The 18592-nt window shown below is 72.2% G+C and carries 17 protein-coding genes; 5 read left to right on the top strand and 12 right to left on the bottom strand.

The genetic code is table 11. The annotated features are described in order from the left end of the window. Positions 1-147: 147 nt before the first annotated feature. A complete protein-coding gene (locus AB0D04_RS02180; protein ID WP_362698336.1) occupies positions 148-1059 on the top strand; it encodes an ABC transporter ATP-binding protein in 912 nt (303 codons plus the stop codon). Positions 1060-1138: 79 nt separating this feature from the next. Further along, positions 1139-1858, top strand: a complete 720-nt coding sequence (locus AB0D04_RS02175; RefSeq protein WP_362698767.1) for an ABC transporter permease subunit — start codon at positions 1139-1141, stop codon at positions 1856-1858. A gap of 42 nt (positions 1859-1900) precedes the next feature. Here the strand turns inward: AB0D04_RS02175 and mltG are convergent, their stop codons facing one another. From mltG to AB0D04_RS02160, 3 genes are all read right to left on the bottom strand, one after another. Beyond that, the gene (gene mltG / locus AB0D04_RS02170) at positions 1901-2725 is read right to left on the bottom strand and encodes an endolytic transglycosylase MltG (RefSeq protein WP_362698333.1); all 825 of its coding nucleotides are present in this window, start codon (positions 2723-2725) and stop codon (positions 1901-1903) included. Between the two features lie 221 nt (positions 2726-2946). Further along, a complete protein-coding gene (locus AB0D04_RS02165) occupies positions 2947-4233 on the bottom strand; it encodes an MFS transporter (protein ID WP_362698330.1) in 1287 nt (428 codons plus the stop codon). Between the two features lie 202 nt (positions 4234-4435). Next, on the bottom strand, positions 4436-5146 hold the full coding sequence (locus tag AB0D04_RS02160; protein ID WP_362698327.1) for an FCD domain-containing protein: 711 nt from the start codon (positions 5144-5146) through the stop codon (positions 4436-4438). Positions 5147-5379: 233 nt separating this feature from the next. Here AB0D04_RS02160 and AB0D04_RS02155 point away from each other — a divergent pair, with 233 nt between their 5' ends. Continuing rightward, positions 5380-5823 (top strand): VOC family protein, encoded by a 444-nt coding sequence (locus tag AB0D04_RS02155; protein ID WP_362698324.1) that lies wholly within the window; start codon positions 5380-5382, stop codon positions 5821-5823. Between the two features lie 89 nt (positions 5824-5912). On the opposite strand, the gene lysA is transcribed toward AB0D04_RS02155, so the two are convergent. The 3 genes from lysA to AB0D04_RS02140 all read right to left on the bottom strand — a co-directional run bounded on the left by lysA (position 5913) and on the right by AB0D04_RS02140 (position 9546). Beyond that, complete coding sequence (gene lysA, locus AB0D04_RS02150) at positions 5913-7274, bottom strand: diaminopimelate decarboxylase (RefSeq protein WP_362698765.1); 1362 nt, start codon at positions 7272-7274, stop codon at positions 5913-5915. Between the two features lie 26 nt (positions 7275-7300). After that, a complete protein-coding gene (locus AB0D04_RS02145; protein WP_362698321.1) occupies positions 7301-7657 on the bottom strand; it encodes an SAV_915 family protein in 357 nt (118 codons plus the stop codon). A gap of 326 nt (positions 7658-7983) precedes the next feature. Continuing rightward, positions 7984-9546 carry an MFS transporter gene (locus AB0D04_RS02140; RefSeq protein ID WP_362698318.1) on the bottom strand — a complete coding sequence of 521 codons (1563 nt, stop codon included), beginning with the start codon at positions 9544-9546 and terminating at the stop codon, positions 7984-7986. A 111-nt stretch (positions 9547-9657) separates the two neighbouring features. Between AB0D04_RS02140 and AB0D04_RS02135 the strand changes: the two genes are divergently transcribed. Further along, positions 9658-10677: an Lrp/AsnC family transcriptional regulator gene (locus AB0D04_RS02135; RefSeq protein ID WP_362698315.1), complete on the top strand. Its 1020-nt coding sequence runs from the start codon at positions 9658-9660 to the stop codon at positions 10675-10677. After that, complete coding sequence (locus tag AB0D04_RS02130) at positions 10674-11480, top strand: rhomboid-like protein (protein ID WP_362698312.1); 807 nt, start codon at positions 10674-10676, stop codon at positions 11478-11480. Before AB0D04_RS02135 ends, AB0D04_RS02130 begins: the two co-directional genes overlap by 4 nt. Here AB0D04_RS02130 and AB0D04_RS02125 read toward each other — a convergent pair. The 6 genes from AB0D04_RS02125 to AB0D04_RS02100 all read right to left on the bottom strand — a co-directional run. Then, entirely contained in the window at positions 11468-12280 is an 813-nt protein-coding gene (locus AB0D04_RS02125; protein WP_362698309.1) for an HAD family hydrolase, read from the bottom strand. The two genes, AB0D04_RS02130 and AB0D04_RS02125, sit on opposite strands and share 13 nt — an antisense overlap. Then, positions 12277-13566: a serine--tRNA ligase gene (gene serS, locus AB0D04_RS02120; RefSeq protein ID WP_362698306.1), complete on the bottom strand. Its 1290-nt coding sequence runs from the start codon at positions 13564-13566 to the stop codon at positions 12277-12279. The genes AB0D04_RS02125 and serS overlap by 4 nt, the downstream gene beginning before the upstream one ends. Before the next feature lie 546 nt (positions 13567-14112). After that, positions 14113-15039: a prephenate dehydratase gene (gene pheA, locus AB0D04_RS02115; protein WP_362698303.1), complete on the bottom strand. Its 927-nt coding sequence runs from the start codon at positions 15037-15039 to the stop codon at positions 14113-14115. 119 nt (positions 15040-15158) lie between these two features. Next, positions 15159-16424, bottom strand: a complete 1266-nt coding sequence (gene efeB, locus AB0D04_RS02110; RefSeq protein ID WP_362698300.1) for an iron uptake transporter deferrochelatase/peroxidase subunit — start codon at positions 16422-16424, stop codon at positions 15159-15161. Continuing rightward, a complete protein-coding gene (locus tag AB0D04_RS02105; RefSeq protein ID WP_362698297.1) occupies positions 16424-18421 on the bottom strand; it encodes a copper resistance protein CopC in 1998 nt (665 codons plus the stop codon). The genes efeB and AB0D04_RS02105 overlap by 1 nt, the downstream gene beginning before the upstream one ends. A 13-nt stretch (positions 18422-18434) precedes the next feature. Beyond that, the coding region (locus tag AB0D04_RS02100) for a copper chaperone PCu(A)C (RefSeq protein WP_362698763.1) at positions 18435-18592 on the bottom strand (158 nt) is incomplete at its 5' end.

Below are 18592 nucleotides of genomic sequence, written 5' to 3'. Positions count from 1 at the left end.
GCCGTCGCCCGCCACCACCCCGGCAGGAATCGCTTCGCGCTGCTCCTTCTTGTCGCCGTCGCCCGCCACCACCCCGGCAGGAATCGCTTCGCGCTGCCCCTTCTTGTCGCCGTCGCCCCACCACTCCTCAAGGAATGGGCTGCGCCCATGAGCACTGTCGCCATCGACCATGTCTCCCGCTGGTTCGGGAATGTCGTCGCCGTCAACGACATCACCATGACCATCGCGCCCGGCGTCACCGGCCTGCTCGGCCCCAACGGTGCCGGAAAATCCACCCTCATCAACATGATGGGCGGCTTCCTCGCCCCCTCCAACGGCGCCGTCACCCTCGACGGCAGCACCATCTGGCGCAACGCCGGCATCTACCGCCACATCGGCATCGTCCCCGAGCGGGAGGCGATGTACGACTTCCTCACCGGCCGCGAATTCGTCCTCGCCAACGCCGAGTTGCACGGCCTCGGCCGGGCCGAGGCGGCCAGGGCGCTGGCCACGGTGGAGATGGAGTACGCCCAGGACCGCAAGATCTCGACGTACAGCAAGGGCATGCGGCAGCGGGTGAAAATGGCGTCCGCGCTGGTCCACGACCCGTCCGTGCTGTTGCTCGACGAGCCGTTCAACGGCATGGACCCACGGCAGCGGATGCAGCTGATGGAGCTGCTGCGGCGGATGGGGGACGAGGGCCGCACAGTGCTCTTCTCCTCCCACATCCTCGAAGAAGTCGAGCAACTTGCCTCGCACATCGAGGTGGTGGTGGCCGGCCGGCATGCCGCGTCCGGTGACTTCCGCAAGATCCGCCGGCTGATGACCGACCGGCCGCACCGCTATCTCGTCCGGTCCGACAACGACCGCGCGCTGGCCGGTGCGCTGATCGCCGACCCCTCCACATCCGGCATCGAAGTGGACCTCGCCGAGGGCGCGCTGCGCATCCAGGCCACCGACTTCGGCCGCTTCACCGAACTCCTGCCGCGGATCGCCCGCGACCACGGCATCCGCCTGCTGACGGTCTCGCCCTCCGACGAGTCGCTGGAATCCGTCTTCTCCTACCTCGTAGCGGCCTGAGGCCTGAAAGGAGCCCCGACGCATGTCCACGACCACTCCGACGGCCCCGTCCGCGCCTGTAGGCGCGCCCCGGGCCGCGCTGTTCCACCCCACCGTCGCCCGGCTCACCTACCGTGCCCTGCTCGGTCGGCGCCGTGCCCTGATCCTCTTCGCGCTGCCCGCGCTTCTGGTGGTCATCGCCGTCGCCGTCCGCACGCTGGCCGGCGCCGATGACTCCACCGCGAGCGAGATCCTGGGCGGCTTCGCGCTCGGCACGATGGTCCCGCTGATCGGCGTCATCGCCGGTACGGGCGCGATCGGCCCCGAGATCGACGACGGTTCCGTGGTCTATCTCCTGTCGAAGCCGGTGCCGCGGCCGACGATCATCTTCACCAAGCTTGTGGTGGCGATAGGCGTCACGGTCACCTTCTCCGCCGTTCCCGTCCTCCTCGCCGGTTTCCTTCTCAACGGCAACAGCCAGCAGATAGCCGTCGCCTACGCCGTGGCGGCGGCCATCGCCTCGGTCGCCTACAGCGCGCTCTTCCTCCTCCTGGGCACCATCACCCGTCATGCCGTCGTCTTCGGCCTGGTCTACGCCCTGGTCTGGGAGGCGCTCTTCGGAACCCTCGTCCCCGGCGCCCGGACCCTCAGCGTCCAGCAGTGGGCGCTGGCGGTGGGCCAGCAGATCGGCGCGGAGGGCGCGCTCACCTCCGATGTCCAACTGCCGCTTGCCATGTGCCTGTTGGGGGTCGTGACGGTCGGCGCCACCTGGTACGCCGGACGCCGTCTGAAGGCGCTGACCCTGGCCGGAGAGGAGTAACCCGCGATACGGCGGGCCCCGGGCGCACCCGGGGCCGCGCGTTCAGCCGCCCTGCGCCTGGCCCCCGCCGCCGTCCTTCTGGTGGTCGTTGAACTCCCGGACGTTGCGCAGATGCTCCTGGAAGTTCGCGGTGAAGCGGGTGTCGCCCGGTTTGACGGTGACGAAGTACAGCCAGTCGCCCTTGGGCGGCGCGCCGGCCGCCTTCAGCGCGTCCGCCCCGGGGTTGTCGATCGGGGTGGGCGGCAGGCCCTGGTGCCTGTAGGTGTTGTACGGGCTCTCGGTCCTGGTGTCGGCGTGAGTGGTGGCGAGGGTGCTGCGGCCCAGCGCGTAGTTGATCGTCGAGTCCATCTGCAGCGGCATGTTCCTGGCGAGCCGGTTGTCCATCACCCGGGCGACCTTGCCCATATCGGTCGGCCGGTCCGCCTCGGCCTGCACGATGCTGGCGATCACCACCGTCCGGTAGGAGGCGATGCGGTCACCGGCGAGCCGCTGCTTGGCCGTGTCGACCATGTAGGCGAGCAGGGACGCCGGGGTGGTGTCCTTGCTGATCGGATACGTGGCCGGGAAGAGGTAGCCCTCCGGGTTGCCCTTCGCCTCGGCCGGCAGTTTCAGGTGCGCCTTCTTGGCGGCCTTCGCGGTGCTGCCCTCGGCCAGCTGCAGCACCTTGTCGACGGCGGCGTACACCTGCGCCGCCCGCCGGCCCTCCGGCACAGTCAGTTTCGCCTCGGGCTGCGGCCCGCGCAGCAACCGCGGCACAAACACCACAGCAAGAATGACCAATACACACAAAACGGCAACGAGAAGGAGCCGGCCGACCCGGGAAAGCCGAGGTCCGGACCGGCGAACGGTGCGCTGAACATCGCTCATGAGGGCACCGTAGGCCAGTCGGCCGGGTTACGGGGATGGCCTCCCCCGGATCGCTACCGATGGCGGACAGTGGACGCGGGTGGGTTGCCTGATGTTCACCGCACCGGCCCGCGCCCTGGGCCGGGCCCACAGGGGCCGGCGCGTCACGGGCGGCCCCGGCGCCGCGCCCATGCCCGGCGGGTGGGCGGCCCCTGGCCCCTCCTGCCGCCATCCGGATGGCCCTACGCCCGCTCCCCGATCCGTCGATCGCGTCCCGCGCCCAGGCCCAGGAGGGCAAGGCCGGTGCACACGGCGAGGAGCAGGAGGAGCGGGACGGTCCAGCCGCCGGTGGTCTGGTGGACGGCGCCGAGGGCCAGGGGGCCGGCCGCGGCGAGGAGGTAGCCGCCGGTCTGGGCCATGCCGGAGAGGCGGGCGGCGGTGTGGGCGTCGCCGGAGCGGAGGACCATCATCGTCAGGGCCAGGCCCAGGGCGCCGCCCTGACCGATGCCGAGGAGCCCCGCCCACAGCCAGGCGCCGGCCACCGGGGCCAGCAGCAGCCCGACGACGCCGCAGGTCATCAGCGTGGAGACGGCCACGCCCAGCAGCCGCTGACGGCGCATCCGTCCCGCGAGCATCGGCACCACGAACGAACCCGCCATCTGCACCAGCGTGCTGAAGGCGAAGACCAGTCCTGCTTCGCCCTTGCCCATGCCGTGATCGGTGAAGATCGTCGGCATCCAGGCGATGACCACATACGCGATCAGCGACTGCGAGCCCATGAAGAGCGTGACCTGCCAGGCCAGCGGGGAGCGGCCGAGCCTCGGCCCGTGCCCGGTCGGCTGCATGGCCGGGGCCGGGGCCGCGGCCGCCCCGTACCCGGTGCCCCGTCGTGCGATGACCGCCTGCGGGATCCAGACCATCGCGCCGACGGCGGCCATCAGCGACCAGGACACCAGCGAGCCCTGCCAGCCGCCGAGCGCGTTCTCCAGGGGGACGGCGGAGGCTGCCGAGACCGTGGCGCCCAGGATCATCGCCGTCGAGTAGAGCGCCGTCATGCCCGCGGCCCGCTCCGGGAAGTCCCGCTTGATCAGGGCCGGCATCAGGACGTTGAGCAGGGCTATGGCCGTGCCGACCACCGCACAGCCGGCGAACAGCGCGACCACGGGCGGCGCGATCCGCAACACGATGCCGCCGCAGAGCAGAACCAGCGCACCGCACAGCACGGCCTCGGTCCCCCAGCGGCGAGCCAGTTTCGGGGCGGCGATGGAGCCGAGGCCCATGAAGATCAGCGGGATGGTCGTCACCAGGCTGCCGGCGGTCGCGGCGAGGTGGAAGTGCTTGCCGATCTCGCCGAGCAGCGGCGAGACCCCGGCCAGCGCGGCTCGCATGTTGAGCGCGGCGAGGACGATTCCGGCCAGGAGGAGCGTCGGGTGGGCCCCTAGGCGACGGCGGGCCACGGCGACCGGCGGCGCCGCGACCAGGTCCTCCTCGGCGTCGATCAAGGGTGCTTCGGACAGGGGCCCTGACATGCGTGTGTACCTCGCCAAGGGATCGGGGGGTGACCAACGGGTGTGACCAACGGGGTGAACAACGGGGGTGGTCAACAGGCGTGACCAAGGGGTGTGACCAACGGGTGTGACCAAGGGGCGTGACAAAGAGGTGGGGGGGGGGGAGCAGCAGGAAGAAGCAGGAGTGAGCGGGGAGCAGCGTGCGCTGTGGCGGGGCCGGCCGTCAGCGGACGGCGAGCAGCGCTTCCACGGCGCGCTTCGGCCTCTCCAGCAGCGCGCGGGTGGCGCGCTCCGCGCCCTCCGGATCGCCCGTTGCGATGGCGTCCAGTACGGCGCGGTGATCGCCGTGCACGATCTTCGGCATCTCGTGATCGTCGAGCGCGCTGACCAGCGCCTCCCGTACCGAGCTGCTGAACCATCCGTAGGTCGCGGTCAGCGCGGTGTTGTGCGCGGCCTCGACGACGGCTTTGTGGAAGGCGATGTCGTGATCGGCGTACAGCTCGATGCTGCCGGCGTCCGGCTGCCCCTCGGCGTCCGCCAGCGCGGCCTGGGCGTCCAGGGCCGCTCGCATCCGCTCCAGGTCGGCGGGCTCGTGCCGGAGCGCGGCCAGCCGGGCGGCCTCCGCCTCCAGGGCGATCCGCAGTTCCAGGACGTCGCGGATGCCGGCCCGCTGGATGCCGCGCATGATCTCGCCGGGGTCCGCGGTGGAGACGACGAAGGTGCCCTCGCCCTGGCGTGAGCGCAGCATTCCGGCGTGGACGAGGACCCGGACCGCCTCGCGGACGGTGTTGCGGCCGACCTGGAGCTGTTCGGCCAGGGCGTGCTCCGTAGGGATACGGGCCCCGACCTGCCACTCCCCGGCGGTCAGCTGGGACCGCAGGGCCTCGACGACGGTGTCCACCAGGGATTGCCGTCCCGCTGCCTGCAGTGCCATGTCCGTCCCGACGCCTCTCTGGTTCATCCGCTCGGTTGCCCAGTCATCCTACAACTGATGGATTCACTGTACATGTAGAGAGGCGTGGCATGGGTGTGGGATTCCCGGGAACGCTCGCAGCCCACGACCGTTCCGCCATGAAGCCGGTCCGTCATGACACCGGTACGCAGGGGGCACGCACCCGGCGCGCCGGCGGTACGTGGCAGCGGAAGGTGCTGAGAGGAGGCGGTCCGATGACGGGCTTCTACCACGTGTGCTTCGTCGTCCCGGAGATCGAGGCGGCCATACGGGACCTCGGGACGGCCGCCGGAGCCGAGTTCCGCGAGCCCAAGGAGGACCGGCTCGGCGGCTGGGACTACCAGGTCACCTTCACCCGCGGGGGCCCGCCGTACATCGAGCTCATCGAGGGGCCGCCGGGCAGCCCCTGGGATGCGTCGGCGGGCGCCCGGTTCGATCACCTCGGGTTCTGGACGCGCTCCATAGAGGCGGGCTCCCGTCACCTGGCGGACCAGGGCTTTGCCACGGACTTCTCCGGATGCCCGTACGGCCGCCCCTTCGCCTACCACCGGATGGACAGCATCGGCACCCGCGTCGAACTGGTCGATCTGGCCCGGCAGCCCGCCTTCCTGGCGGCCTGGAACCCGGGCGGAGTGCCGGTCCCCCCGATCGAGGGCTAGGGCCTGTCCGATGGGTCATGGCCGGGCGGCCGGGGTTCCGGCCGACCCTCACGCCTCCAGCCCCTCCAGCCCCTCACACTCCCAGCCCCTCACACCCCCACATCCCGCCCCCGGATGTCCGCCAGCGACTCCCGCCGCACCAGCAGCCGGGCATGCCCGCCGGTGACCGCGACCACCGGGGGCCGGCCGACCAGGTTGTAACCGGAGGCCATCGAGAGGTGGTACGCGCCCGCGGCCGGGACGGCCAGGAGGTCGCCGGGGCGGATGTCGCCCGGCAGGCGGACGTCCGTGGCGAGGATGTCCCCCGCTTCGCAGTGGCGGCCGACGACCGTGACCGGCTGGGCGACCGCGGCGGAGCGGCGGCCGATCAGGCGGGGCGCGTAGCGGACGCCGTACAGGGCGGGCCGGGGGTTGTCGCTCATGCCGCCGTCCACCGCGACGAACGTGTGCCCGCCGGTCTGTTTGACGGCCAGGACCCGGTAGAGCACGACGCCGGCCGGGCCCGCGATGGCGCGTCCGGGTTCGATGGCCAGGCGGGGCACCGGCAGCCCGGCCGCCGCGCAGCCGCCGGCCAGCTCGGAGCGGATCTTGGCGCCCAGGCCGACGATGTCGAGTGCGGGTTCGCCGGGTCGGTAGGCGATGCCGTGGCCTCCGCCGAGGTCCAGTTCGGGCAGGGTGATGCCGTATTGCTCATGGATCCGGGCCAGCAGCCCGACCAGCCGCCGTACGGCCGACAGATACGGCTTGACGGTGGTGATCTGTGACCCCAAGTGGCAGTGCAGGCCGACCAGTTGGAGTCGCGGCTGGCCCAGCACCCGGGTGACGGCGTGCTGCGCGGAACCGTCCGCCAGCGACAGCCCGAACTTCTGCCCGTCGGTCCCCGTACGGATCTTGGCGTGGCCACCGGCGGCGATCCCCGGGACGACCCGGATCAGCACCTTCTGCCGGTTGCCCGCCGGGATCGCGGCAGCCAGCCGGGCGATCTCCGAGGTGCTGTCGATGACGATCCGCCCGACGCCGAGCCGCAGCGCGGCCCGCAGGTCCTCCGGGCTCTTGGCGTTGCCGTGCAGCACGATCCGATCGGGCGGGAACCCGGTGGTGACGGCCAGCTCCAGCTCGCCCGCCGAGCAGACGTCCAGCCCCAGGCCCTCCTCCTGGACCCAGTGCGCCATGGCGCGGCACAGGAACGCCTTGGCCGCGTAGTAGACGTCGGTGTCGGGGAAGGCCCGCAGGTAGGCGCGGCAGCGGCGGCGTACCTCGTCCTCGTCCAGGACGTAGGCGGGGGTGCCGAAGCGGTCGGCCAGCTCGGTGAGCGGGACGCCGCCTATGGCGAGGTCGTCGTCCACCAAGGGCGTGGTGGACCCCGGCCAGATGGCCAGGGAGGGGGCCGGTGCGGCGGATTCCCGGGCGGGCTCCGGCACGGCGGGCAGCGGGAGCGCGGCGTGGCTCATGGTGTGGCTCATGATCGTGCCCTCCCTCAGACGGCCCGTAGGGGTTGCGGCCGGGGCAACGTACGGGGTGGCGTACGGGGCTGTGCACGGGGAATTTCCGGGGCGAACCGCGGGTCGACGGTCAGGCCGGTCGCGCCGACAGGTTCGGCCAGCGCGCGCAGCGCGGGCTCGGAGAGCCGCACCCAGGGCTGGCCGCCGCCGAGGGCCGCGGCGAGCCGCTGGGGCGAGGTGAAGGCGACGGCGATACGGCCGCCCATGGGGGTGCGGAACAGGCGGGCAGTGCAGCCCGCGGGGCCCGACCGGACGGGTACGAACAAAGGCCCGGCCGGGACCCGATCGGAGGGCTCGGGGTCTTCCGCGTACAGAGGATGGGACTGGGACACGGCGTTGCTCCTCGGCAGAACATGGCGGCCCCGGACCGGTGGGTCGCGCAAACGCCGGGGCTCGGCTCTTCCGACGCTATGCCCGCTGAAGGGGGCGGTTCCCCGGCCGCTGACGCATCATTGACGGCTTGTGGACGGGACTTGACGGGATGCTGCTGTTGGGTGGCCGGTCGATGATTGATCGGCAGCGGGTGAGGCCGCGGCACGGCAGCCGGAAGGCCGGACCGGTAGCCGTACGGAGGAGCCGGCCGGGAGCCGGCCGGCAGCGCGCGGCACCGCGGCCGCCCGTCCGTGTACCGCGGCGCCTCGGCCTTGACGGGGCGGGTTCACACCCCCGCCTCCACCGGAGCGGCCCCCGCCCCCGCGCCCGCCGTGCCCCGGCCGCCGTCCCCGGCACCGCGCTCCGACCGCCGTACCACCGCGAGCACCAGCACCCCGGCCCCCACCGCCACCAGCCCGGAGATCAGCGTGATCTGCGTCAGCCCGGCGACGTACGCGGACCGGACGGCCGACAGTGGGGCGCCGGGCGCGAGACCGTGCGGCGCATCGGCGAAGACCGTGCCCAGGACCGCGATCCCTATGGCGAACCCCAGCTGCCGGAAGGTGTTCACGGCCCCGCTCGCCATGCCGGCGCGCTGCGGGGGCGCCGCGCCGAGCGCCGCCGAGACCAGTACCGGCATGGCCGCCCCGACGCCCAGCCCGCCGACCGCGAGCCCGGGGACGAGCGTGGCCCAGCCCGCGCCGTCGCCGAGCAGTGCGGTGTGCAGCAGCGCGCCCGCGCCCACCAGCAACAGGCCGATGCCGACCGGGAGCTGGGGCGCGAGGCGCTGGAGCAGACGGCCGCCCACCGCGCCGACCAGCAGGGACATCAGCGCCAGCGGCAGCACCGCCAGGCCCGCCTGCACCGGGCTCAGGCCCAGCACGTCCTGTGCCCACAGCCCGACGAACGTCAGATACGGGAAGGCCGCCGCCTGCAGCAGCAGGGCCGCCGCCATCAGGGCGGCGAACGACGGGCGGCGCAGCAGCCGCAGGTCCAGGAGAGGCTGCCGTACCCGCCGCTCGACGGCGGCGAACACGAGCAGCGCCACCGCCCCGGCCGCGAGCGACGCGAGCGTTCCGCCTTCCGTCCAGCCGTGCTCGCCGCCGCGCATCAGCCCGTACGTCAGCGCGCCCACGGACACGGTGAAGGACGCGGCGCCCGCCCAGTCGATGCGGGCCGTGGGGGTCCCCCCGGCCGAGTTCGTTCGAGGTGGGGGGAGGGCGCCGTGGGACTCGCGGATATGGCGGACCGTCAGATACACGGCGACGGCGGTCAGCGGCAGATTGACGAGGAAGATCGCCCGCCAGTTCAGGTACTCGGTGAGCAGCCCGCCGAGTACGGGGCCCACCGCGGCCGCGGCGCCGCTCGTACCGCCCCAGATGCCGAACGCCACGCCGCGGTCGCGGCCCTGGTAGGCGGCCATCAGCAGCGGGGTGTTGGTGGCGAACATCGCCGCCGCGCCGAGGCCCTGGACGGCGCGGGCCCCGATCAGGACGCCCGCGCCCGGCGCCAGCCCGCAGGCGAGCGAGGCGAGGGCGAAGAGGGCCAGCCCGGCCACGTACAGCCGGCGCCGCCCGAAGAGGTCCGCGGCCGAGCCCGCCACCATCAGCAGCGCGGCCAGCGCCAGCGCGTAGATGTCCATCACCCACTGCAGTGCGGTGAAGGAGGCGCCCAGGCCGTCGGATATCCGGGGCAGCGCGGACACCACGATGGTCACGTCGATCAGCAGCATGAAATTGCCGAGGGTGATGGCGACCAGCGGCCACCATTTCCCCGACGTCCGGGACTTCTCGCGGTTTCCGGGCGAAGTGCCCGCGGCAAACGTTCCGGGCGAAGGGCTCGCGCCCATGATCATTCCTTTGTTCCGGGGACAGGGACGGCCCACCCTCCGTCCCCCGCCCCCGAACTCCCAGCCACCGCGCTCCCGGCGGCGCAATCCGACACGCGTTAGCCTCGAACGGTGAAAACCGACGCGAAGGCCGCCGGCCCCGCCACCGGGTTCGACGCCCTCGACCGGCAGCTTCTGCACGCCCTCCAGCTCGACGGCCGGGCACCCTTCAGCCGTATCGCCGCCGCGCTCGGCGTCTCCGACCAGACCGTTGCCCGCCGCTACACCCGGCACCGCGCCAGCGGGGCGCTGCGGGTGCTGGGGCTGGCCGATGCGCGGGCGCTGGGCGAGGTCGAGTGGCTGGTGCGGGTGCAGTGTGCGCCGGATGCCGCGGTGCCGGTCGCCGAGGCGCTGGCCCGCCGTGCGGACACCGCCTGGGTGAGCCTGATGTCCGGCGGTACGGAGATCGGCGCGGTGTGCCGCGCGGCGAGCAGCGAGCACAGCGACGCGCTGCTGCTGCAGAAGCTGCCGCGTACACCCAGCGTCGTCGGCGTCACCGCCCACTGCGTGCTGCACGAGTTCTTCGGCGGCCCGCAGGGCCTGGTCAGCAAGTCGGGCGCGCTGAGCGAGGAGCAGACCGCCCGGCTGAGCCCGCCGCCACCGGATCCGGCCGCCGTCCCGGTGGAGCTCTCCGACGCCGACCGCCGCCTCTTCGACGCGCTCGGCCGCGACGGCCGGACCCCGCCGGCCGAACTGGCCGCCGCCACCGGTTGGTCGCCCACCACCGTCCGCCGCCGCCTCGCCGAACTGCGCGCGGACGGCGTCCTGTACTACGACGTCGACTACGACCTGCGGCTCTTCGGGTACGGCGTGATGGTCGCCCTGTGGCTGTCCGTCAAGCCGGCCGAACTGGCCGCCACCGGCGAGGCGTTGGCGGCCCACCAGGAGGTCGCCTTCGCCTGCGCCACCACCGGGCCGCACAATCTCTTCGCGTCCGTGCTGTGCGAGGACGTGAGCGCGCTCTACACGTATCTGACGACCCGGGTGGCGGCACTGCCCGGCGTACGGACGATGGAGAGCGCACCGCGGATCCGGCACATCAAGGGGGCCGGGCCGTTCATGGCCACCGGCCGTGCGGCGGGGCGCCGATGAAGCCCGTGCTCCCCGGCCGGCGCCTGCGGTGGCCGGCCAACCCTGTCCGCCGGTCTGCGGCCTGGGCGCTGGCCTGGGTACGCAGCGCCCCCGGCACCCACATCTGGCTGCTGATCATCGGCATCACCAGCCTCGTCATCGCCTCCGCCTCCGAGGGCCTGGAGCAGTTCCTCCTCCACCGCACCAGCAGCAACATCCACGAGCTGAACGAGCATCCGCTCCCCTCGCTGCTCATCAGCGGATTCTGGATCGAGCGCCCGGGGTCGTTCCTGCTCTACGTGGCGATGTTCGAGCTGTTGCACGCCAACGTCGAGCGCTGGCTGGGCACCTGGCGCTGGCTGCTGGTCGTGGGCGTGGCGCACTGCGCGGCCACGCTGGCCAGCCAGGAACTCGTCCTGCTGGCCATCGAGGGGCACCGGCTGCCGCGGTCGATGACCCATGTCGTGGACATCGGGGTCTCCTACGGGCTGGCGGCGGCCGCCGGTGTCCTGACGTACCGTCTGCTGCCGCCCTGGAGCTACGGATGGCTCATCGGGGTCCTGGTGTTCTTCGGCGTGCCGCTGCTGACCGGGGCGACCTTCACGGACTTCGGGCATGCCATCGCCCTGGTTCTGGGGCTGGTGGCCTGGCCGCTGACGCCGGCGGGGAGGGCGGCGCCGTACGGGTCGGCCGGGGCGGAGGACGGGGACGGGCCCGGCGAGGGGGACGGCGACGAGGCCCGGCCTCCCGGCCGGAGCAGCCCTCAGGACGCACCTCAGAGCCGCTCCCCGGACACCCCTCAGGACGCCCCTCAGGACAGGTAGAGCCGCTCCAGCACGACCGCGATGCCGTCCTCCTCATTGGAGACGGTGACCTCGTCCGCGACCGCCTTCAGCTCGTCATGGGCGTTGCCCATCGCCACGCCACGCGCCGACCAGGCGAACATCGCGATGTCGTTGGGCATATCGCCGAACGCGAGGGTGTCGGCGGCCTTGAGGCCCAGGCGGCGGGCGGCCAGCGACAGGCCGGTGGCCTTGGTCAGGCCCAGCGGCAGCAGTTCGACGATGCCGTGGCCGGAGACCATCACGCCCACCAGATCCCCGGCGACCTCGCGCGCGGCCCGCGCCAGGGAGTCGTCGTCGAGGGTCGGGTGCTGGATGTAGACCTTGTTGAGCGGGGCCGTCCACAGCTCGCCCGGCTCGTCGATCATGATCGTCGGCAGCGGGCCTTCCTGGATGCGATAGCCGGGGCCGACCATCACCTCGCCCTCCAGGCCGTCCCGGCTCGCCGCCAGATACAGCGGACCGGTCTCCGCCTCGATCTTGGACAGCGCGAGGCCGGCCAGCTGGCGGTCGAGCGTGACGGACGTCAGCAGCCGGTGCTCCCCGGCGTGGTAGACCTGCGCGCCCTGTCCGCACACCGCCAGGCCCCGGTAGTCCAGGGCGTCGAGGATGTGCCGGGTCCAGGGCACCGAGCGGCCGGTGACGACGATGTGCGCCGCGCCCGCCGCGGTGGCCGCGGCGAGCGCCGTACGGGTGCGCCCGGAGACGGTCTCGTCGTGGCGCAGCAGCGTCCCGTCGAGATCCGTCGCGATGAGCTTGTAGGGCAGGGCCGGTGCGCTCACCGGGCGAGGGGCTCGAGGAGTTCGCGGCCGCCCAGGTAGGGACGGAGCACCTCGGGGACGCGCACCGAACCGTCGGGCTGCTGGTGGTTCTCAAGGATCGCCACGATGGTGCGCGGTACGGCGCACAGCGTGCCGTTCAGCGTTGCCAGCGGGCGCACCTTCGGCTTGCCGTCCTCGGTGTCGCGCATCCGGATGGACAGCCGCCGCGCCTGGAACTCGTTGCAGTTGGAGGCGGAGGTCAACTCGCGGTACTTGCCCTGGGTGGGGATCCACGCCTCGCAGTCGAACTTGCGGGAGGCGGAGGCGCCGAGGTCACCGGTGGCGACATCGATCACCTGGAAGGGCAGCCCCAGGGAGTTCAGCCACTGCTTCTCCCAGTCCAGCAGACGCTGGTGCTCGGCCGCTGCGTCCTCGGGCGCGACATAGGAGAACATCTCCACCTTGTCGAACTGGTGGACCCGGAAGATGCCGCGGGTGTCCTTGCCGTACGTGCCGGCCTCGCGGCGGAAGCACGGCGAGAAACCGGCGTAGCGCAGCGGCAGCTTGGCCCCGTCCACGATCTCGTCCATGTGGTACGCGGCGAGCGGGACCTCGGAGGTGCCGACCAGGTAGTAGTCGTCCTTCTCCAGGTGGTAGACGTTCTCGGCGGCCTGGCCGAGGAAGCCGGTGCCCTCCATGGCGCGCGGACGGACCAGCGCCGGGGTCAGCATCGGGATGAAGCCCGCCTCGCCGGCCTGGGCGATGGCGGCGTTGACGAGGGCGAGCTCGAGCAGCGCGCCGACGCCGGTGAGGTAGTAGAAGCGCGAGCCGGAGACCTTGGCGCCGCGCTCGACGTCGATCGCGCCGAGCAGTTCGCCGATCTCCAGGTGGTCCTTGGGCTCGAAGCCCTCGGCGGCGAAGTCGCGGATGGTGCCGTGCGTCTCGAGGACCGTGAAGTCCTCCTCGCCGCCCACGGGGACGTCGGGGTGGACGAGGTTGCCGAGCTTGAGCAGCAGCTGCTGGGTCTCGTCCTTGGCCTCGTCCTGTGCGGCGTCGGCGGCCTTGACGGCGGCGGCGAGCTCGCCGGCCTTCTTCAGCAGCACGGCCTTCTCGTCGCCGGAGGCCTTGGGGATGAGCTTGCCGAGCGCCTTCTGCTCGGCACGCAGCTCGTCGAAGCGGATGCCGGACGACCTGCGCCGCTCGTCGGCGGAGAGAAGGGCGTCGACGAGTGCGACGTCCTCTCCACGGGCGCGCTGGGACGCGCGCACACGGTCGGGGTCCTCACGGAGCAGGCGAAGGTCAATCACCCCACCAGGCTACCGGGGCCGCGCCCGGCGGTTCGACGTGATATTGCTCCGTGTTGCAATTTGTCCGTTTTGAGGTTATTTATTCCATGCCGGAATGCACGCCGTGAGCCTTCTGCAATTCCTTCCCCTTGCGTTTGTCCACAGGGGGCAGGTGCTCGATGGCCTTTATCCACAGGCTGTGTGCGAGATCTGTGGAAGTCGGAGGTGATCATTCCGCTGCCGGAATGTTCCGCTATGGATTCTTCGCCCAAACCCGCTTCTCGTGCTCTTTCGTGTGGGATTGCCTCGCTCTAAAGGATTGATCGCGTGAATTGTGCTGACGGGGCCGGAGTTGGGGGCCTGTGAAGGGTTGTGGAGTGCTGTGGAGCGGCATGAGATCGGTAGAGGGATTTGTCGACTCTGTCCGAATCGCGATGCGCTCCATGTCGACTTACCCACAGGTCGAGAACCGCGCCTGTGGATAACTTTGTGGACAGTGGTATGGAGTCGTGTGCAGGGGTGCGCAAAGGGGCGGTGCAGGGGTGCGGCCGGTGGAATGCCGGCTGCTCAGCTGCGCCCGTCCAGGCAGCGCGCCAGCCAGTCCGACGCCTCGGTGAACGCTGAGTCGGACATTGTCGGCCGCACGGTCGCCGTCACCTCGTCCGCCCGCGGATACGAGCCGAGGAAGCGCACATCGCGGCAGATCCGTTTCAGCCCCATCAGGACCTCGCTGACCCGGCGGTCGGTGACATGCCCCTCGCAGTCCACCGAGAAGCAGTAGCGGCCGATGCCCTCGCCGGTCGGCCGGGACTCGATCCGCATCATGTTGACGCCGCGGACCGCGTACTCCTGGAGCAGCTCCAGCAGCGCACCGGGGTGGTCCTCGGCCAGCCACAGCACCACCGAGGTCTTGTCCGCGCCGGTGGGCGACGCCGGCCGGGCCGGGCGGCCGACCAGGACGAACCTGGTGGCGGCGTTCTGCGCATCGTGGATGTTGGTGACCAGCGGCTCCAGCCCGTACGTCGCCGCCGCGAACTCGCCCGCGAAGGCGCCGTCGTACCGGCCCTCCTGCACCAGCCGCGCGCCGTCGGCGTTCGAGGCCGCCGACTCCCATACGGACTCCGGGAGTTGGGCCGTCAGCCACTTGCGCACCTGCGGCTGAGCCACCGGGTGCCCGGTCACCGTCTTCACGTCGTGCAGGGCCGTACCGGGCCGTACGAGCAGCGCGAAGGCGATCGGCAGCAGCACCTCGCGGTAGATCATCAGCGGCTCGCCGGCGGCCAGCTCGTCCAGGGTGGTGGTCACCCCGCCCTCGACGGAGTTCTCGATCGGCACCAGCGCGGCGGCCGCCTCACCGCCGCGGACCGCGTCCAGGGCGGCCGGCACCGAGACCATCGGCACCAGCTCGCGGGTCGCCGCTTCCGGAAGAGTGCGCAGGGCGGCCTCGGTGAACGTGCCCGCGGGCCCGAGATAGGTGTAGCGACTGGCCGACATGCAAAGGACTCCTCGCGTCGTCGCGGGGGCGCCCCGCCGATCTCTCCCTGTCCTGCCACGATACCGAGCCCGTACGGGGCCGACGGGCGGATTCCGAAGCCCGGACACCGCCCCTGGGCTCAGCCCTCCAGCAGCGGCCGGCCCACGTAGTCCCCGGCCGCCGCCGCGGGCGGCACCGCGTACAGCCCGCTCGCCTCGTGGCGCAGGAACGCCGAGAGCGCGTCCCCGCGGTCCAGCTTGCGCTGGATCTGGGTGAAGGCGCGCAGCGGATCGGCCTGCCAGCAGACGAAGAGCAGGCCCGCGTCCGGGGCCCCGTCGTCGCGGAACCCGTCGTGGAAGGAGAACGGGCGGCGCAGCATCGCCGTGCCCTGGTTGGACTCCGGCGCCGCGACCCGGGCGTGCGCATTGGCGGGGATGACCGGCAGCCCGTCGGCGCCGTTCGCGTCCAGCCGCATCGGGGTGGTCTCCGAACCGCCGGTCAGCGGCGCCCCGTTGGCCTTCCTGCGCCCTATGACCTTTTCCTGTTCGCCCAGTGCACGCTTCTCCCACTCATCCAGCAGCATCCGGATCCGCCGGACCACGGCGTACGAGCCGCCGCGCATCCACTCCTGGTCGGCGTCCCGCCCCACGAAGATCCGCTCGTCGAAGTCGGCGTCCGACGGCTTGGGATTGTTCGTCCCGTCGACCTGGCCCATCAGATTGCGGGTGGTCATCGGGTGCGCGGTGGCGCCCGGGGAGCGGTTGAAGCCGTTCATCTGCCAGCGCAGCCGGGCGGTGTCGCCGGCCTCCTTCTGGAGCGTCCGCAGCGCGTGGAAGGCGACCAGCGCGTCATCGGCGCCGATCTGGATCCACAGGTCGCCGTTGCTGCGCCGGGGGTCCAGCGCATCGGCGGAGAAGTCGGGCAGCGGGTCGAGCTGTACGGGGCGCCGTTTCGTCAGGCCCGTACGGCCGAAGAAGCTGTGGCCGAGGCCGAAGGTGACGGTCAGCGAGGACGGGCCCGCGTCGAGGGCCACCCCGGTGTCGTCGTCCGGCTTCCGCCCGGCCATCAGCTCCTCGGCCGTCCGCGACCAGCGGCGCAGCAGGGCGGCCGCCTCCTTGCGGCCGGCACCCAGAGCCAGGTCGAAGGCGACGAGATGGCCGTTGGCCTGCAGCGGGGTGGTGATCCCTGCCTGATGCTTGGCGCGCGCGGGGCGGAAGGCGACCTCGGTCGCGCCGATGCTGGTCAGGGCCTTGGGGGCGTCGTCCTGGCCTGCCGAGACCCCTATGGCGCCACCGGCCCCGCCGGCGACGAGCCCGGCCGCGCCCGCCGCGCCGACCGTGCCGAGGAGGCGGCGGCGGGAGAGTTCCACGGGGGACTGCTGGTCTGACGTCTGCTGCTTGCTCATCAGCCGATCTTCACGTTCCTGGTCTCGGTCACCTGGTCGATGTCGGAGGTCCGTACGAGCAGCGAGAGCTGCCACCGCCCGGGTACCGGCAGCTGGACGCCGTTCGCGCTCCAGTGGCCCTTGCCGACGTGCCGGGGGACGACCGGCAGCGGCCCCAGCTTCTTGGCCTTCAGGGTGAAGGAGACCTTGACCTCCGGGACGTCCCGGGTCCTGCCCGACGGGTCCGAGATCCGCAGCCGCAGCGCATTGCCGCTGCCGCTGCGCCCCGGGTCGAGGTCGAGGCGGGCGGTGCCCTTGCCGTGCGGGCCGCCGGTGTCGAAGGGGATGGTCAGCACCTGCGGCTGATTGGCCGCGGCGGATTGCCCGGCGCCGCCACTGGCCTTGACCGCCTCTTCCGTACGGGCCGGTTCGGTGGTGGTCAGCACGGTGGTCACCGCGAGCAGGACGACGGCCACCGACGCCTCGGCCAGTACGGACCGCCGCAGCCCGAGCCGGTCCGGGTCGGCGTCCCGGATGCGCTTGGTACGGGCGGTCCGCAACGCGACCTGCTGGCGGGCCAGTTGGGCGACGCGGGCGGGGTCGGCTGTTTCACGTGAAACATCACCCGGATCGGCGTCGGCGTCGGCGGCAGCATCGGAATCGGAATCGGCATCGGCATCGGCGTCAGCATGGGCATCCGCGTCCGTATCCGTATCGGCGTCCGTATCGGCGGGGGCGACCTCCCCCAGCCGCGCCGTCCACCGCCGCGACACCCACGCGATCCCGATGAGCACCACCACCAGGCCCGCCTTGAGCAGCAACAGCCGCCCGTACGAGGTGTCGGTCAGCGCCCGCCAGGTGCCCACCTGCCGCCAGGACTGGTAGACGCCGGTGGCCACCAGGACCAGCACCGAACCGAACGCGATCCGCGAGAAGCGGCGCACCGCGGACCGTTCGACGGCCGGGCCCCAGTACAGGGACACGACCAGGGCCGCGAGCCCGCCGAGCCAGCCGGCGACGGCGAGCAGATGCAGCACATCGACCGGCATCGCGACGGCGGTCTGCAGCCCGGTCGAGGCGTGCTCGGCCATCGCCCAGGTGGCGGCGAGCCCCGCGGCGACGATCACCCCGCCGATCCCGAGCCCGAGCGCGAGGTCCTTGCGCCGCTTGGCGTCCTCGGCGGGATCCGCGCCGTCCGCCGCCTCCTGCGTCCGCGCATACGCCCCGAAGAGCACCGCGATGAACAGCGCGGCGGCCGCGAGCAGCAGCAGCCGCGAGACCAGTGCGGCGCCCGGCTTGGTCAGCAGGACCTGCTGGAGGCCGCCGAAATCGAAGACGTCGCCGAGCTCGCCGGACCCGGTGTACGGGGTGCGGAGCAGCAGCATCGCGAGGGTGGTGGCGGTCAGCACGGCCCAGCCGTAGACGACCAGCCGCTGTACGGACCGTACGAGTGCGGCGGCCGGCCGGCAGGCGACGACGAAGGCCGCGCCGCCGGCCAGCAGCACGAAACCGGCGTAGGCCAGATAGCGGGCGATGCCGTAGAGCGCGCCCACCAGGCCGCCGCCCGCCTCCTGCTGGGGGACCGCGGCGGTGGTCTTGGACGGCGCGCCGATGGAGAAGGTGAAGGCGCCGGCAACCGGGTGGCTGTCGGCGGAGACCGCCTGCCAGGCGACGGTGTACGTACCGTCGGGGAGCCCCGGCGGCAGCCCCGCCCCGTACTTGACGACGCTGCCGCTGCACAGATTGCGCAGCTTGCCGCGGTCCACCCGCTTGCCCTTCGGGTCGAGGACACGGAGGGAGTCGTCGCCCATCGCCACGCCCTCGGAGAAGGTCAGCGAGACCTGTTCGGGGGCCCGGTCCACCACCGACCCCTGCGCCGGGTCGCTGCCGGTCAGCGCGGCATGGGCCGAGGCCGGTGCGGCGCCGCCGAGCAGCGCGCCGAACAGCGCCGCCACGACGACGAGCAGCCGCAGTGCGGCGCCCCGTCGCGGCGCGGGGCCGGTGAGGGCCACAGCCATAGTGATCGCTCCCCTAGCTGGGTTGGTAGTCGTCGGCCTTGACCGGGACATCCACCGTGATCGGGTCCGAGGTGGCGAAGTGCAGCTCGAGGGTGACCGTGTCGCCCTCGGCCGGCTTGTTCTTCAGCCCCATGAGCATCAGATGGTTGCCGCCGCGGCCGAGCCGGAGCT

The organism is Streptomyces sp. NPDC048483, from assembly GCF_040651455.1.
In the GTDB taxonomy this organism is placed as follows: domain Bacteria; phylum Actinomycetota; class Actinomycetes; order Streptomycetales; family Streptomycetaceae; genus Streptomyces.
Note: the sequence above shows the minus strand (reverse complement) of the source record. Positions and strands in the feature narration are given on the sequence as shown.

Excerpts from the sequence above, each read along its gene's own strand:
- AB0D04_RS02180 (WP_362698336.1), top strand. The coding sequence starts at position 148 with ATGAGCACTGTCGCCATCGACCATGTCTCCCGCTGGTTCGGGAATGTC.
- mltG (WP_362698333.1), bottom strand. The coding sequence starts at position 2,725 with ATGAGCGATGTTCAGCGCACCGTTCGCCGGTCCGGACCTCGGCTTTCC.
- AB0D04_RS02165 (WP_362698330.1), bottom strand. The coding sequence starts at position 4,233 with ATGTCAGGGCCCCTGTCCGAAGCACCCTTGATCGACGCCGAGGAGGAC.
- AB0D04_RS02160 (WP_362698327.1), bottom strand. The coding sequence starts at position 5,146 with ATGGCACTGCAGGCAGCGGGACGGCAATCCCTGGTGGACACCGTCGTC.
- AB0D04_RS02155 (WP_362698324.1), top strand. The coding sequence starts at position 5,380 with ATGACGGGCTTCTACCACGTGTGCTTCGTCGTCCCGGAGATCGAGGCG.
- lysA (WP_362698765.1), bottom strand. The coding sequence starts at position 7,274 with ATGAGCCACGCCGCGCTCCCGCTGCCCGCCGTGCCGGAGCCCGCCCGG.
- AB0D04_RS02140 (WP_362698318.1), bottom strand. The coding sequence starts at position 9,546 with ATGGGCGCGAGCCCTTCGCCCGGAACGTTTGCCGCGGGCACTTCGCCC.
- AB0D04_RS02130 (WP_362698312.1), top strand. The coding sequence starts at position 10,674 with ATGAAGCCCGTGCTCCCCGGCCGGCGCCTGCGGTGGCCGGCCAACCCT.
- pheA (WP_362698303.1), bottom strand. The coding sequence starts at position 15,039 with ATGTCGGCCAGTCGCTACACCTATCTCGGGCCCGCGGGCACGTTCACC.
- efeB (WP_362698300.1), bottom strand. The coding sequence starts at position 16,424 with ATGAGCAAGCAGCAGACGTCAGACCAGCAGTCCCCCGTGGAACTCTCC.
- AB0D04_RS02105 (WP_362698297.1), bottom strand. The coding sequence starts at position 18,421 with ATGGCTGTGGCCCTCACCGGCCCCGCGCCGCGACGGGGCGCCGCACTG.